The following is a 15,041-nucleotide window of genomic DNA, read 5'->3' as shown; positions in this document are numbered from 1 at the left end:
CGGTCATCTGCTTGAGTGCTTCGAATGGCAGGCCGTTGTCGATTGCGCGCAGAAATTTGCGGGTGCGATGCTAACGCACTCGGCCATTTGCACAAGGATTTTTGTTGTTTCAGGGGGAGCGACCGGCGGCCGCTGCCACAGCCTCCGGCAAGGCGTAGGCGGCCATTGGCGCCATAAAGCAAAACGCCCTTGAGCAAGAGCTCAAGGGCGTTGGCTTCAGGCCGGTTGCGGCACCGCGTTCAACGGCTGCAACGGCAGCAGCGGTGCATGGGGATCGGCATCCACCGACTGGCGCCAGGCGCTCAGCCATTCGCTGTGCCCCTCGCTCCAGACCTGCTCGTGCAGGCGCCCCAGGGCTACCGGGTCGCTCAACAGCGCCAGCCGCTCGCTGTTGTTCAGGGCCGCCGGGCCGACTTTCAGGGCATGCCGTACACGCTCCTGGCGCAGCCATTCGATGGGCTCGGCCTGGGTGTGGCGCGAGGTCGCCAGGGCACAGGCCAGGGCGTTCTGCTGCGGATCCACCACGGCCCGGACAAAGCCGTCGTTGAGCGCATGCCAGCGATTTTCATGGGTGTACTGGTCGGTTGCCAGCAGCGCCTGTGGCGGAGCGTATTCCTCAGGGATCAGGAACAGGCTTTCGTCACGGGACTTCAGGCCCAGGCCCACGCGGCTGGAGATCACCGACACCGGGATCGACAGCATCAACGAACCGACGATCGGTACCAGCCACCAGAGGAAGCTCGGGTTCAACCAGATCACCAGCAGCGCCCAGCAGAAGCCCAGCAGGGTCTGCGGACCGTGGCGCTTGACCGCTTCGCTCCACGGCGTGGAGTCGTCGTCACGCTGTGGCGAGTTCCAGGTCGCGGCCCAGCCCAGGAATGCGGCCAGTACGAAACGTGTGTGGAAAATCATCCGCACCGGCGCCAGTAGCATGGAGAACAGCATCTCCAGGAGCATCGACAGGGTCACCTTGAACTTGCCACCGAACTCTTTCGCACCCTTGGCCCAGATCAGGATGATGCTCAAGAGCTTGGGCAGGAACAGCAGCACGATGGTGGTGGAGAACAGCGCGATGGCCTTGTCCGGATGCCACTGCGGCCACAGCGGATACAGCTGCCGCGGCTCGAGGAAGTACTGCGGCTCCATCAGGGTGTTGACCGCCAGCAGGGCCGTGGACAGCACCAGGAAGAAGAACCACAGCGGCGCCGACAGGTAGGACATCACCCCGGTGAGGAACACCGCGCGGTGCACCGGGTGCATGCCCTTGACCAGGAACAGGCGGAAGTTCATCAGGTTGCCGTGGCACCAGCGCCGGTCACGCTTGAGTTCGTCCAGCAGGTTCGGCGGCAGCTCTTCGTAGCTGCCCGGCAGGTCGTAGGCAATCCACACGCCCCAGCCGGCACGGCGCATCAGCGCGGCTTCGACGAAGTCGTGGGAGAGAATCGCACCGGCGAAGGCACCCTTGCCCGGCAACGGCGCCAGGGCACAGTGCTCGATGAACGGCTGCATGCGGATGATCGCGTTGTGCCCCCAGTAGTGGGATTCCCCCAACTGCCAGAAGTGCAGGCCGGCGGTGAACAGCGGGCCGTAGACCCGGGTGGCGAACTGCTGCATGCGCGCATACAGGGTGTCCATGCCCGAGGCCCGTGGCGCGGTCTGGATGATCCCCGCGTCCGGCGTGGCTTCCATCAGGCGTACCAGGCTGGTCAGGCATTCGCCGCTCATCACGCTGTCAGCGTCGAGCACGACCATGTACTTGTAGTCACCGCCCCAGCGACGGCAGAAGTCGTCGAGGTTGCCGCTCTTGCGCTTCACTCGGCGGCGACGGCGGCGATAGAAGATCTTGCCGAAGCCCTTGGCTTCGCGGCAGACATCCAGCCAGGCCTGCTGCTCGGCCACGCAGATATCGCTGTCGTTGCTGTCGCTGAGGACGAAGAAGTCGAAGCGGTCCAGGTCACCGGTGGCCGCCACCGACTCGAAGGTCGCGCGCAGGCCGGCAAACACCCGGGGCACGTCTTCATTGCAGATCGGCATTACCAGTGCGGTGCGCGCATCCTTGGGAATCGGCTCGTTGCCGGCGCTGGCCCCAGAGATGCGGTACTTGTCGTGGCCGGTCAGCAGTTCCAGGAAGCCCATCAGCGCGGTCCAGAAACCTGCCGAGACCCAGCAGAACAGGATTCCGAACAGAATCAGGATGCTGGTCTGCAGGGCATAGGGCAGCACTTGCTGGGCGGTCTGCATCAGCGGCTGGTGCATGACCTCTTCCAGGTCGACGAAGGACCAGCCCTGGTACGGCATGATGCCTTTCATGTACCAGCCGGCGACGATGGTCTGGCCGAGCATCAGCACCAGCAGGATGTAGCGGCGGATAGAACCGACGGTACGCCAGCGAGCGGCCGGCAGTACCCGTTCGTCCTTCTTCGGCGCTGGCGGGTTGGTACGCCCGGTCAGGCGCCGCCAGCCGCGCACCAGGATATTGGTGCGCCACGGCTCCGGGACCACCTTGGTGCGGCGGATCGGCGGCGTGGCCTTGAGGCAGACCCGGCCCTCGGCGTCCACCGCGAGCATTTCCGCTTCTTCCAGCTCAGCGGCGGTGCTCAGGGTCAGGCGCTGGCCCACCGAGGCCTGGGCGGCATCGGTGGGGCCATCGAAGGTGCTGGACGACAGGCGTTGGTGCAATTCGCTGAAGGACTGGCAGCCCGCGAGTTCCGCGCGCTGCTGGTCCGACATCGGCAAATGCGCCAGGTACTCGGCAAGAGACTCTGGCTGTAGTTGAGAGTTACTCATCGGCAGGCAACTGATAGCTCCAGGTCTCGGTCAGGACTTGCTCCGTTTTAACCGGTTCCGGTGTGGCTGGGGCCGCGTCCGCAGCAGCAGGCTGCTTGGCGTCTTTGTGGTCCTTGTCCTTGGCGTTCTTGGCGTCTTTAGCCTCTTTGCCCGGCTGGGCTTGCGCCTGCTTGGCGGCTGCCGCTGCGGCTTCCTTCTCTTTCTTCTCCTGCTGCTTGGCGGCGATCTTGTCGGCCTTGGCGATGGAGGAGTTGGAGTTCGGCGTCGAGGCCTTGGCCGGCTCGGGCTGCGCAATGTCGCGGACCAGAGCGGCACGCATCTCGGTGGACTTGCTCGCGTCCTTGATCTTCATCCGCAGGGTCAGGCGCCAGCCCTTGGTTTCCGGGTTGTAGCGAACGCTGTTTTCCACCAGCTCGGCGTTGTCACCCACGCTGACCTGGCTGCGAACGTCGGCGTTTTCCGGCAATGCCGCCAGGGACGGGCCTTCGAAGTCCACCAGGTAGGCCACGCTGCCGTCGGGCTGACGGATCAGGTTGGACTGCTTGACGTCACCGGTGGAGCGCAGGGTCTGCTGTACCCAGGCGCTGTCAGGGGAATGCAGGGCGGCTTCGTCGATGGTCCAGTGCAGGCGATAGGCGAAATCCAGCGGCTGGCCTGGCTCAGGCTGCTTTTCCGGGTTCCAGAACGCCACGATGTTGTCGTTGGTTTCGTCCGCGGTCGGGATCTCTACCAGGTCGACGGTGCCCTTGCCCCAGTCGCCCTTGGGCTCGATCCAGGCGCTTGGGCGCTTGTCGTAGCGGTCGTCGAGGTCTTCATAGTGGCTGAAGTCGCGGCCACGCTGGAGCAGGCCGAAACCACGCGGGTTCTCCACCGAGAAGTTGCTCACGGCCAGATGTTTCGGGTTGTTCAGCGGGCGCCAGATCCACTCGCCATTGCCGGCGTGGATCGACAGGCCGCTGGAGTCGTGCAGTTCGCGACGGTAGTTGAGGACCTTCGACGGCTGGTTGGCGCCGAACAGGTACATGCTGGTCAGCGGGGCCAGGCCCAGCTTGCCGACCTTGTCACGCAGGAACACCCGGGCCTTGACGTCGACAATGGTGTCGGCGCCCGGCCGCAGGGTCAGGCGATAGGCGCCGGTGGCCCGTGGCGAATCCAGCAGGGCGTAGATCACCAGGTGCTTGTCGGTAGCCTTGGGCTGCTGGATCCAGAACTCGCTGAAACGCGGGAATTCCTCGCCGGATGGCAGGGCGGTGTCGATTGCCAGGCCCCGGGCGGACAGGCCATAGGTATGGCCCTTGCCAACGACGCGGAAATAGCTCGCGCCGAGCATGGTCATGATCTCGTCTTGCTTGTCAGCCTTGTTGATCGGGTACAGAACGCGGAAACCGGCGTAGCCGAGCTTCTCGGTGGCCTTGGGATCGAACTTCACGTCGCCGAAATCGAAACGGTTCGGGTCGTACTTGATCTCGGTAACGGTGTTGGCGCTGATCTCGTTGATCTTCACCGGCGTGTCGAAGTGCATGCCCTGGTGGTAGAACGACAGCTTGAACGGGGTCTTCTGGTCGGCCCATTCGGCTTTTTCGGTGAGGAAGCGGATTTTTTGGTAATCCGCGAACTTCATCTCACGGAACTCGTTCGGCAGGTTACTGCGCGGGGCCTCGTACTTCTGCCCGGCCAGGTCCTTGGCCTTGACCGATACATCATCCAGATTGAATGCCATGAGTTGACCGGCGCCGAGCAGGCAGACCAGCGCAGAGCCCGTCACCAGTGCGTTTCGTAACCGTTTGGCAAACAAGTTTGGTGCATTACAGGGACTAACAATCACGAGCAACCCTCGCCGAAAACAGATCAAAAAACCAACGGCCAGCTATCTATATGCCAGGTTGGCGAGCATTGTTCCGACTCCGATGGGGCTAAATGATTCCCCAAACGGCCGTGGACAAGTCTCTACTTAAGTCAAAATGGACCAACGAACGCTGATCCCCGTAGCGCGCGATTATCTAGTAGCCCGCGTTACAACGCATCAGGGGTAACAAAGTATTTATCGCGAAAAACAGCAGTTTCCGGCCCAAATCGGTGGAAAAAGCTGTTTCAGGCGTTTTCAGGTCTGTAACAGGAAGGTTACCGGGCCATCATTGACCAGGTGCACCTGCATGTCCGCGCCAAAACGCCCTGATGCCACTTTGCCATGCAACTGTTGCGCCTTCACTACCAGGTAGTCAAAAAGCTCTTCGCCAAGGGCCGGCGGCGCGGCTGTGGAAAAGCTCGGGCGCAGCCCGCTCTTGGTGTCCGCCGCCAGGGTGAATTGCGACACCAGCAGCAAGCCGCCCTGCACATCCGCCAGGGACAGGTTCATCTTGCCCTCGGCATCACTGAACACCCGATAGTTAAGCAGCTTATGCAGGAGTTTGTCGGCACTGGCCCGAGTGTCCTCGGGCTCCACCGCCACCAGTACCAGCAATCCCTGGTCCACCGCGCCGACTATTTCCCCGGCGACTTCCACCCGCGCGCCACGCACGCGCTGCAACAGGCCCTTCATGCTTCTTCGGGCGGCAGGTCGAGCAGACGGCGCGCCATCTGGTCGGTGGCGCGTACCAGAGCATCGGTGATACCCGGCTCGGAGGCGGCGTGGCCAGCGTCGCGGATCACCTGCAGCTCGCTGTTGGGCCAGGCCTGATGCAGCTCCCAGGCGTTGTCCAGCGGGCAGATCACATCGTAGCGGCCATGGACGATGACCCCGGGCAGATGGGCGATCTTGCCCATGTCACGGATCAGCTGGTCAGGTTCGAGGAAGGCGTTGTTGGTGAAGTAATGGCATTCGATCCGGGCAATCGACAGCGCCCGCTGCGGCTCGGAGAAACGGTCCACCACCAACGGGTTGGGGCGCAGGGTCGCGGTGCGCCCTTCCCAGCCCGACCAGGCCTTGGCCGCATGCATCTGGGCGATCTGGTCGGTGCCGGTCAGGCGCTTGTGGAAGGCGCTGACCAGGTCATGCCGCTCTTCCAGGGGAATCGGCGCCACATAGTCCTGCCAGTAGTCGGGGAACAGGCGGCTGGCGCCACACTGGTAGTACCACTGGATCTCCTGGGGCCGGGCAAGGAAGATGCCCCGCACGATCAGGCCGAGCACGCGCTCCGGGTGGGTCTGGGCATAGGCCAGGGCCAGGGTCGAACCCCAGGAGCCGCCAAACAGCACCCACTTGTCGATGCCCAGGTGCTGGCGAATGCGCTCAAGGTCCGCCACCAGGTCCCAGGTGGTGTTGTTTTCCAGGCTGGCGTGGGGGGTGGAACGCCCGCAACCGCGCTGGTCGAACGTGACGATGCGATACAGATTCGGGTCGAAGTAGCAGCGGCTGGCCCCATCGCAGCCCGCCCCCGGCCCGCCATGAATGAACACCACCGGCAAACCTTCCGGTGAACCACTTTCGTCGACATACAGCACGTGCGGCTCGTCGACGGCCAGATCGTGCCGGGCATAGGGTTTGATCTGCGGGTACAAAGTCTGCATTACGCGCTCCGTGGAGGTCGGGTTCATCCCTGGCGGGGACTACATTTATTCTGCCGTCCGGCATCATAAACCCGAATTACGCAATGAGCATGTCCTTGGAGAAAACAGGGTTGTTTCAGGTTTTGCGCGGGGGTCGAAGGCGCTTCGCGAGCAAGCGCGCTCCTACACAAAGGCGTGTACCCGCTGTAGGAGCGCTTGCTGTCAGGCGTAACGTTCCTGCCCCCAGGCCAGCAGCCCCTGGAGCAATTCCTTGAGCACCACCTGGGTCGGTGCTGCCAGGTCCTCGCGATAGCGGAACGGTTCGAACTCTTCCATGTAGGCGCTCTGCGCCAGCTCCAGTTGCACGGCATGGATATGCTCGGCCGGGTTGCCGTAGTGGCGGGTGATATGCCCGCCCTTGAAGCGCCCGTTGAGCACATGGGTGTAGCCGCCGTGGCCGGCGCAGATCGCCTCCAGCCGGCTGGCCAGTTGCGGATCACAGCTGGCGCCATTGAAAGTGCCGAGGTTGAAGTCCGGCAGCTTGCCTTCGAACAGGTGCGGGATCAGCGAGCGGATGGAGTGGGCATCGAACAGCAGGGCATAGCCGAATTCGGCCTTCAGCCGCGCCAGCTCTTCCTGGAGGGTGCGGTGGTAAGGCCCCCACACCTCGTGCAGGTACTGCTCGCGCTCCTCACTGGACGGCGCCTGACCTTCGACGAACAAGGGCTCGCCGTCGAACAGGGTGGCCGGGTACAGGCCAGTGGTGGCCCCCACGTACAGGGGCTTGTCATCGGACGGGCGGTTCAGGTCGATGACAAAACGCGAATATTCGGCCGCCAGGGTACTGGCCCCCAGCTCCTGGGCGAACTGGTACAGCCGTGGAATGTGCCAGTCGGTGTCCGGCAGGCTCTGCGCCTGGGGCACCAGCCCGGCCGCCACCGCCGGGGTCAGGCGCGTACCGGCGTGGGGCATGCTGATCAGCAGCGGCACCCGGCCTTGTTTGAAATTCAGAACCTTATCCACAACCCTTCTCCTACACAGTCACTTCAACGCCGTGTCGCACGACGCGCTTTTCCAGATCGCCGCCCAGCCAGTAGGCCAGGTCGGCAGGACGATCGATCTGCCAGGCGACGAAGTCCGCCACCTTGCCCACCTCCAGCGAACCATGGGTCTTTTCCATGCCCAGGGCCTGGGCCGCATGCAGGGTAACCCCGGCCAGGGCCTCCTCGGGGGTCATACGGAAACAGGTACAGGCCATGTTCAGCATCAGCCGCAGCGACAACGCCGGTGACGTACCGGGATTGAGGTCGCTGGCCACGGCGATCTTCACCCCGTGCTTGCGCAGGGCTTCCATTGGCGGCAGCTGGGTTTCCCGGAGGAAATAGAAGGCCCCCGGCAGCAACACCGCCACGGTCCCGGACGCCGCCATGGCTATTGCATCCTCCTCGGTCATGAACTCCAGGTGATCGGCGGACAGCGCATGGTAGCGGGCCGCCAGGCTCGAACCATGCAGCGACGACAGTTGCTCGGCGTGCAGCTTGACCGGCAGGCCGAGCTGTTGCGCGGCAATGAACACCCGCTCCACCTGCTCCGGGGAGAACGCCAGGTATTCACAGAAGGCATCCACCGCGTCCACCAGCCCCTCGGCCGCGAGGGCCGGGAGCATCTCGCTGCAGATATGCTCGATGTAGGCATCGCTGCGCTCGGCGTATTCCGGCGGCAGGGCGTGGGCCGCCAGGCAGGTGCTGCGCACGCTGACCGGCAACTCTTCGCCCAGGCGACGGATCACCCGCAGGATCTTGCGCTCGCTGGCCAGGTCCAGGCCGTAGCCGGACTTGATCTCGACGCTGGTCACGCCATCGCGCAACAGGCTCAGCAGACGCTTGCGGGCGCTGCCGAACAGCTCCTCCTCGGTGGCGGCCCGAGTAGCCCGTACGGTACTGGCGATACCACCGCCGGCAGCGGCGATCTCGGCATAGCTCACCCCTTGCAGGCGCTGCTCGAACTCACCACTGCGGTTGCCGCCAAATACCGTGTGGGTGTGGCAATCGATAAAGCCCGGGGTTACCCAGGCTCCAGCCAGGTCATTGACCTGGGCGTAGTCGCCGGCCGGCGCCTCCGAGCGCCGGCCGATCCACTCGATGTGCGCCCCTGACGTCACCATGGCCGCATCCTCGATGATCGAGTAAACACCCGAGGCCATGCTGGCGACGTTGCAGTGTTGCCAAAGAGTTTTCATCCAACCTCCATTAATGGTCAGTAGGTAAAGGAGCGTCGCTCATGATCGCCTGGGCCTGCCCCGCCATGGGCTTGACCCACAGCATATAGGCCACGATCAGTAGAGCGATCCACACTACGCCGACGATCAGCGCTCCCTGGGTTTTCGGGAAATAGCCCAGCACGCCGAAGATGAACAGCATGAAGGCAATGGCCGCCGCCGGGGCCCAAGGCCAGAATGGCACCTTGAACTGCAACTGGGCCACCTGCTCGGCGGTCATCGAACGGCGCATGGCCACGTGAGTCAGGAGAATCATCAGCCACACCCAGACCGTGGCGAACGTGGCCAGGGAAGCGATCAGCAGGAAGATGTTTTCCGGGATCAGGTAGTTCAGCACCACCCCGATCAACAGAGTCACGGCCATCACCACCACGGTCATCCACGGCACCCCGTGCTTGGACACCTGGGCAAAGCCCTTGGGCGCCTGCCCTTGCCGGGCCAGGCCATACATCATCCGGCCGGCGCCGAAGATGTCGCTGTTGATGGCCGATACCGCCGCCGAAATCACCACGATATTGAGGATAGTGGCGGCCGAGCTGATGCCCAGGCTGTCAAAGATCTGCACGAACGGGCTGCCCTGGGTACCGATCTGCGGCCAGGGGAAAATCGACATCAGCACGAACAGGGTCAGCACGTAGAACAGCAGGATACGCAGCGGCACGGCATTGATCGCCTTGGGAATGACCCGCTTCGGATCCTGGGCCTCGCCCGCAGTGACCCCGATGATCTCGATGCCGCCAAAGGCAAACATCACCACGGCAAACGAGGCGATCACCCCACTGATGCCATTGGGCATGAAGCCGCCGTGGGCCCAGAGGTTGGCGGCGCCAGTGGCCTGGTCCTGCGCGGCGCTGCTGATACCGAAGAGCATGATGCCCAAGCCCCCCAGGATCATCGCGACGATCGCCCCGACCTTGAGCAGCGACAGCCAGAACTCCATCTCGCCGAACACCTTGACGTTGCACAGGTTCAGGCCACCGATGAACAGCACGATGCCCAGCACCCAGATCCAGCGCGCCACTTCGGGAAACCAGAAGCCCATGTAGATGCCAAAGGCAGTCACGTCCGCCAGGCACACGATCAACATCTCGAAGGCGTAGGTCCACCCCAGGATGAAGCCCGGCAACGGCCCCAGGTACTGGCTGGCGTAATGCCCGAACGAACCGGACACCGGGTTGTGCACGGCCATCTCCCCGAGGGCGCGCATCACCATGAAAACCGCCGCGCCACCGATCAGGTAGGCCAGCAACACGGCGGGCCCGGCCATCTGGATGGCCGAGGCCGAACCGTAGAACAATCCTGTACCGATGGCCGACCCCAAGGCCATGAAGCGTATATGGCGGGCTGTCAGCCCTCGGCGTAGTCCACTGTCTTGCGATTGCATGTCATCGTCCCTTTTATTGTTATCGGACAAGTCCGCCCCGCGCAGGGGTGCGGGGCGGAGGAAGCAGACGCTCCGCGCCTGTCTTGCAGGTAAAGCCAACCAGCACGGGCCGCAGCTCCACGCCGAGCGCGAAGCTGCCTGGCGGCCCGGCGTGCATTACAGGCTCGGCAACAACCGGGCTGGCAGCAGCCCGTTCAGGCAACGCGAAGCCAGCAACTCACTGGCGGCGTTGATGTCCGGTGCAAAGAAGCGGTCCTTCTCGTAGTACGCCACTTTCTCGCGCAAGGTGGCACGGGCCTTTTCCAGGGTCGGCGAGGTTTTCAGGCCTTCGCGCAGGTCCAGCCCCTGGCAGGCCGCCAGCCATTCCACAGCCAGGACACCACGGGTGTTCTCGGCCATTTCCCACAAGCGCTTGCCGGCGGCCGGGGCCATGGAGACGTGGTCTTCCTGGTTGGCAGAGGTAGGGATGCTGTCCACCGAGTGCGGGTGGGCCAGGGCCTTGTTCTCGCTGGCCAGGGCCGCGGCGGTGACCTGGGCGATCATGAAGCCGGAGTTGACCCCGCCATTGGCCACCAGGAACGGCGGCAGCTGGGACATGTGCTTGTCCATCATCAGCGAGATCCGCCGTTCGCTCAGGGAGGCGATCTCGGCGATGGCCAGGGCCATGTTGTCGGCGGCCATGGCCACCGGCTCGGCGTGGAAGTTGCCACCGGAAATCACGTCACCTTCGGCGGCGAACACCAGCGGGTTGTCCGACACGGCGTTGGCTTCCACCACCAGCACTTCGGCAGCCTGGCGCAACTGGGTCAGGCAGGCGCCCATCACTTGTGGCTGGCAACGCAGGGAATACGGGTCCTGGACCTTGTCGCAATTCTTGTGCGACGCGGATACCTCGGTGCTGTCCCCCAGCAACGCGCGATAGGCCGCGGCGGTATCGATCTGCCCGCGCTGACCACGAGCGGCGTGAATCCGCGGGTCGAATGGCGAGCGCGAACCCAGCACCGCTTCCACGGTCAGGCCGCCGCACACCAGGGCGCCGGCGAACAGATCTTCGCCCTCGAACAGACCGCGCAAGGCGTATGCGGTGGAAACCTGGGTGCCGTTGAGCAGCGCCAGGCCTTCCTTGGCGGCCAGGGTCAACGGCTTGAGGCCGGCCACTTCCAGGGCCGCTGTCGCTTCCAGCCACTGCCCCTTGTAGCGCGCCTTGCCCTCGCCCAGCAGCACCAGGGACATGTGGGCCAAAGGCGCCAGGTCGCCGGAAGCACCCACCGACCCCTTGAGCGGGATGTGCGGGTAGACCTCGGCGTTGATCAGGGCGATCAAGGCGTCGATCACCTGGCGGCGGATCCCGGAGAAGCCACGGCTCAGGCTGTTGACCTTGAGCACCATGATCAGGCGTACCAGGTCATCGCTGATAGGCTCGCCAACACCGGCGGCGTGGGACAGCACCAGCGAGCGCTGGAGGTTTTCCAGGTCGGCGCTGGCAATGCGGGTCGAGGCCAGCAGGCCAAAACCGGTGTTGATGCCATAGGCAGTACGATTCTCGGCGAGGATCTGCTCGACACAGGCGACGCTGGCGTCGATCTGCGCCGAGGCGCTGCCATCCAGGGTCAGGGTCAACGGCTGCTGATAGATGGCCCGCAGTTGGGCCAGGGTCAGTTGGCCGGGAATCAGGTTTAGCGCAGTCACATTCATGCTCCTTTTGAGAGTTTTGTAATAACTAGCCAGTCGCTCCGGAAGCTTCCGTTGTCCGTCGCCACCCGCAGCTTGAGCAGGTGGCGCCTTGGCACGCTGGCGATGGGGAAATCCGTTTTATTGCACCTTGGAAAAGCGTTTGTTGAGCAATCGCGGGTCCTTGAGCAAGGCCGCCACGCTGGCGATATCCGGGGCCAGCCAGCGGTCCTGGTCGTAGGCCGGAACCCGCTCGCGCAGCAGGCACCAGGCAATGCCGGTGCCGGTGCCGAAGCGCTGCTCCTTGAGAAATTCGAATGCCTGGGCCGCCAGCAGGTACTCGATGGCGAGGATCTGGGTGCAGTTTTCCAGCACCTGCAGCAGCTTCAGGGCGGCGTTGGTGCCCAGGCTCAGGTGGTCTTCCTGCAGGCCCGAGGTGACGAAGTTGTCGAGCACCGCCGGCTGTGCCAGCTGGCGGTTCTGCGCGCACAGCGAGGCCGCCACGTACTGCACGATCATCATCCCGGAGTTGACCCCGGGCTCGGCCACCAGGAACGCCGGCAGGCCACTGACATGGGGGTTGATCAGGCGGTCCAGGCGGCGCTCGGCGATGGAGCCTATCTCGGCCATGGCAATCGCCAGCACGTCCGCCGCCAGGGCCACCGATTGGCCGTGGGGGTTGGCCTGGGACACCACCCGATAGTTGTCCGGGGTGCCCAGCAGCAACGGATTGTCGGTGGCGGCATTGAGCTCGGTTTCCACCTGCCTGGCCGCGTGGGCCAGTTGATCCCGGGCAGCACCGTGCACCTGGGGAATCGAGCGGATGCTCAGGGCGTCCTGGGTACGGATGCCCTTGCTGGAAGCGATCACCTCGCTGCGGTCGAGCAAGGCCCGCAGGTTGCTGCCCACCACCTGCATGCCGGGGTGCGCCTTGAGGGCGATGATCTCGGCATCAAAGGCGGCGATCTGGCCGCGCAGGGCCTCGAAGCTCATGGCGCCGATCACGTCGGCCCACTGCAACAGGCGGCTGGCATCGGCCAGGGCCAGGCAACCGAGGCCGGTCATGCACGGCGTGCCGTTGACCAGGCACAGACCATCCTTGGCCCCCAGTTGCACCGCTTGCAGCCCTTCCTCGGCCAGGGCCTGCTCGGCGCTGACGATGTGCCCGCGATAGCTGACCTGACCGACGCCGAGCAGCGCCACGCCGATATGGGCCATGTGGGTCAGGTAGCCCACCGAACCCTGCGACGGCACCTGCGGGGTGATCCCGCGATTGAGCAGCGCCAGCAGCGCCTGGACCACCTGCCGGTGGATCCCGGAGTTGCCGTGGCTGTAGTTGATGATGGCCGCACAGATGATCGCCCGGGTCTGTTCGTCGGCCAGCACCGGGCCAACTCCGCAGGCATGGCTGAGCAGGGTATTGCGCGACAGCTGGCTGAGCTGCTCGCCGGCCAGCAACACATTGCACAAGGCCCCAAGGCCGGTGCTGATGCCATAGGCGCGCTCGCCGCTGTCCACCACTTTGCGCACGATGGCCTGGGCATTGTCGATCCGCGCCCAGGCCTGCTCCGAGAGTTCGAGCTCAGCACCGTGGCGGGCGACGGCGACAACATCCTGCCAACCCAGGGGGGCGTCGGCGATTACGATCTTTTCAGCCTGGAACATCGTTAACCTCGTGGTGAAATCCGGGGGCCTCTTCGCTGGCAAGCCAGCTCCTACGGGCCCGGGGCTTGTGGGCTGTTGAACTACACCGTCGCGGCACGACGCTGGACGAAACGATCGACGTACTCATCCGCCGGTGAATGCAGGATCTCCCTGGGCGTGCCCACCTGGATCAGGCGGCCGTCCTTGAGGATCGCGATGCGGTTGCCGATGCGCACGGCCTCGTCCAGGTCATGGGTGATGAAGACGATGGTCTTGTGCAGCGTCTTCTGCAGCTCCAGCAACTGGTCCTGCATTTCTGCGCGGATCAGCGGGTCGAGGGCGCTGAAGGCTTCGTCCATGAGAATGATGTCGGTGTCCGCCGCCAAGGCCCGGGCCAGGCCGACCCGCTGGCGCATGCCGCCGGACAGCTGGTGCGGGTACTTGTTCTCGTAGCCCTTGAGGCCCACGGTGTTGATCCAGTGCAAGGCACGCTCGGCACACAGTGCCTTGCTCTCGCCGCGCACCTTGAGGCCGTAGGCAACATTGTCCTGCACATTGCGGTGGGGCAGCAGGCCGAAGCTCTGGAACACCATGCTGATCTTGTGCCGGCGAAACTGGCGCAGGGCCTCCATGTCGTATTGCAGGATGTCCTCGCCGTCCACCAGGATCGCGCCGCTGGTGGGGTCGATCAGGCGGTTGAAGTGGCGCACCAGGGTCGACTTGCCAGAGCCGGACAGGCCCATGATGACGAAGATCTCGCCGGTGCCGATGCTCAGGGACAGGTCGTTGACCCCGACCACACAGCCGGTCTCGGCCAGCACCTGGTCCTTGCCCTTGCCTTGGCGGATCATCGCCAGGGCATCGGCAGGGCGACTGCCGAAAATCTTGAAGACGTTCCTCACTTCGATCTTGCTGATGGCAGCGCTGCTCATTTGCTCACCTCATGGCGCGGACGACCGTAGGCCTGGGTAATGCGGTCGATCACCACCGCCAGAATCACGATCGCCAGCCCCGCTTCCAGGCCGCGCCCGACGTTGAGGGTCTGGATCCCCACCAGCACATCCTCGCCCAGGCCACGGGCACCGATCATCGAGGCGATCACCACCATCGACAGGGCCATCATCGTGGTCTGGTTGATCCCGGCCATGATGCTCGGCAGGGCCAGGGGCAGTTGCACACCGAACAGCTGCTGCCAGCGGTTGGCGCCGAAGGCGTTGATCGCCTCCATCACCTCGCCGTCCACCTGGCGGATCCCCAGGTCGGTGAGGCGGATCAAGGGCGGCGCGGCGTAGATCACCGTAGCGAAGATCGCCGGCACCTTGCCCAGGCCGAACAGCATCAGCACCGGGATCAGGTACACGAAGCTGGGCATGGTCTGCATGATGTCCAAGAGCGGCATCAGCACTGAGCGCAGGCGGTTGCTGCGGGCCGAGAGGATCCCCAGGGGGATGCCGATCAGCACCGAGATCAGGGTCGCCACCAGCATCAGCGCCAGGGTCTGCATCAGCTTGTCCCACAGCCCCACCGCGCCCACCAGGAACAGCAGGCCGACGATCACCGCGGTGGTCAGCAGCTTGCGGGTGGCGTGCCAGGCGATACCGCCGACAATCGCCAGCATCAGCCACCAGGGCGCCATGCGCAGCAGGCCTTCGAGGTTGACGATGGCCCACAGCAGGGTGTCGGAAATGTGCCGGAACACATCGCCATAATGGGTCACCAGGGCGTCGACCCAGCCATTGACCCAATCGGCGATGGAAAACGTGAAGCTTTCTGGAAACATAGGAAACTCTC

11 protein-coding genes are annotated in these 15,041 nt (G+C 64.2%); all 11 read right to left on the bottom strand.

Going from position 1 to position 15,041, the window contains the following annotated elements; translation table 11 throughout:
* Window positions 1–216: 216 nt before the first annotated feature.
* The 11 genes from mdoH to AC07R1_RS23375 all read right to left on the bottom strand — a co-directional run bounded on the left by mdoH (window position 217) and on the right by AC07R1_RS23375 (window position 15,030).
* On the bottom strand, window positions 217–2,787 hold the full coding sequence (mdoH, locus tag AC07R1_RS23425) for a glucans biosynthesis glucosyltransferase MdoH (protein ID WP_093407053.1): 2,571 nt from the start codon (window positions 2,785–2,787) through the stop codon (window positions 217–219).
* Window positions 2,780–4,612 carry a glucan biosynthesis protein G gene (locus AC07R1_RS23420; protein WP_011058788.1) on the bottom strand — a complete coding sequence of 611 codons (1,833 nt, stop codon included), beginning with the start codon at window positions 4,610–4,612 and terminating at the stop codon, window positions 2,780–2,782. Before AC07R1_RS23420 ends, mdoH begins: the two co-directional genes overlap by 8 nt.
* Window positions 4,613–4,888: 276 nt before the next feature.
* Entirely contained in the window at window positions 4,889–5,326 is a 438-nt protein-coding gene (dtd, locus tag AC07R1_RS23415) for a D-aminoacyl-tRNA deacylase (RefSeq protein WP_015633852.1), read from the bottom strand.
* Window positions 5,323–6,294, bottom strand: coding sequence for a prolyl aminopeptidase (pip, locus tag AC07R1_RS23410; RefSeq protein ID WP_011058786.1), 972 nt, complete (start codon window positions 6,292–6,294; stop codon window positions 5,323–5,325). The genes dtd and pip overlap by 4 nt, the downstream gene beginning before the upstream one ends.
* A 201-nt stretch (window positions 6,295–6,495) precedes the next feature.
* Window positions 6,496–7,296, bottom strand: a complete 801-nt coding sequence (gene hutG, locus AC07R1_RS23405; RefSeq protein WP_019095427.1) for an N-formylglutamate deformylase — start codon at window positions 7,294–7,296, stop codon at window positions 6,496–6,498.
* A gap of 10 nt (window positions 7,297–7,306) precedes the next feature.
* On the bottom strand, window positions 7,307–8,512 hold the full coding sequence (hutI, locus tag AC07R1_RS23400) for an imidazolonepropionase (RefSeq protein ID WP_041115309.1): 1,206 nt from the start codon (window positions 8,510–8,512) through the stop codon (window positions 7,307–7,309).
* Between the two features lie 10 nt (window positions 8,513–8,522).
* Complete coding sequence (locus AC07R1_RS23395) at window positions 8,523–9,935, bottom strand: amino acid permease (RefSeq protein WP_015633849.1); 1,413 nt, start codon at window positions 9,933–9,935, stop codon at window positions 8,523–8,525.
* Window positions 9,936–10,091: 156 nt separating this feature from the next.
* The gene (gene hutH / locus AC07R1_RS23390) at window positions 10,092–11,630 is read right to left on the bottom strand and encodes a histidine ammonia-lyase (RefSeq protein WP_019095429.1); all 1,539 of its coding nucleotides are present in this window, start codon (window positions 11,628–11,630) and stop codon (window positions 10,092–10,094) included.
* Between the two features lie 117 nt (window positions 11,631–11,747).
* Window positions 11,748–13,271: an HAL/PAL/TAL family ammonia-lyase gene (locus tag AC07R1_RS23385; protein WP_368995091.1), complete on the bottom strand. Its 1,524-nt coding sequence runs from the start codon at window positions 13,269–13,271 to the stop codon at window positions 11,748–11,750.
* A gap of 80 nt (window positions 13,272–13,351) precedes the next feature.
* On the bottom strand, window positions 13,352–14,182 hold the full coding sequence (locus AC07R1_RS23380) for a quaternary amine ABC transporter ATP-binding protein (protein ID WP_011058780.1): 831 nt from the start codon (window positions 14,180–14,182) through the stop codon (window positions 13,352–13,354).
* A complete protein-coding gene (locus AC07R1_RS23375; protein WP_011058779.1) occupies window positions 14,179–15,030 on the bottom strand; it encodes an ABC transporter permease in 852 nt (283 codons plus the stop codon). Before AC07R1_RS23375 ends, AC07R1_RS23380 begins: the two co-directional genes overlap by 4 nt.
* Between the last annotated feature and the right edge of the window lie 11 nt (window positions 15,031–15,041).

It is taken from the genome of Pseudomonas sp. GW821-FHT07F01 (assembly GCF_059418825.1).
The sequence above is the reverse complement of the archived record's forward strand: the minus strand, read 5'-3'. Positions and strand labels throughout refer to the sequence as shown.